The organism is Candidatus Nitrosopumilus salarius BD31 (assembly GCF_000242875.2).
In the GTDB taxonomy this organism is placed as follows: domain Archaea; phylum Thermoproteota; class Nitrososphaeria; order Nitrososphaerales; family Nitrosopumilaceae; genus Nitrosopumilus; species Nitrosopumilus salarius.
In genome coordinates, this window is sequence record NZ_AEXL02000097.1 from 1 (window position 1) to 708 (window position 708).

At 34.5% G+C, this 708-nt stretch carries 2 protein-coding genes; both read left to right on the forward strand.

Annotated elements, in window-relative coordinates; all coding sequences use genetic code 11:
• A partial coding sequence (locus BD31_RS05545; protein WP_048097489.1) for a S6e family ribosomal protein occupies positions 1-270 on the forward strand: 270 nt, incomplete at its 5' end.
• A 31-nt stretch (positions 271-301) separates the two neighbouring features.
• A partial coding sequence (locus tag BD31_RS05550; protein ID WP_008299693.1) for a GTP-binding protein occupies positions 302-708 on the forward strand: 407 nt, incomplete at its 3' end.

Consider the following 708-nt stretch of genomic DNA (forward strand, 5'->3'; position numbering starts at 1 on the left):
TTGTCTGGAAAATTAAAACTAACTGGTGGAAGTGATAAATCTGGAGTGCCAATGAGAAATGATATTCATGGTGCCGCAAGAAAACAAGTTTTACTTTCTAAAGGAGTAGGATTGCAAAATGCAGAGATTGGACAAAGAAAAAGAAAATTAATGCGTGGAGATACTGTATCCGAAGAAATTTATCAAGTAAATTGTAAATTTGATGGAGAATTACCTGTTGAAGCTCCTACTGAAGATTCTGTAGAAAAAACAGAAGATAAAAAAGAATAACTTAACATATACCGATTGTAAATTTTGATTCATGCATTGGAGAGAAACACTTCCTGATTGGTATATTAAAAAATATGGTTATCAACCATGTGTTAACATTGGTACTGCGGGTCATGTAGATCATGGAAAAACTACTCTAATTCAAGCTCTAACCGGATCATGGACAAGTGTACATAGTCAAGAATTAAAACGTGGGATTACAATTCGCGTTGGTTATTCAGATGCAGCATTTTACAAATGTAAAAAATGTGAGGAGCCCTTAGGATATTCAACAACTCCAAAATGCAATAATTGTGGAAAAGAAAGTGAATTATCTAGAGTAGTAAGTTTTGTAGATAGCCCAGGACACGAAAGTTTAATGGCAAACATGCTTTCAGGATCTGCTTTGATGGATGGTGCATTATTGCTAGTTGCAGCAAATGAAAAAGTTCCTAAACC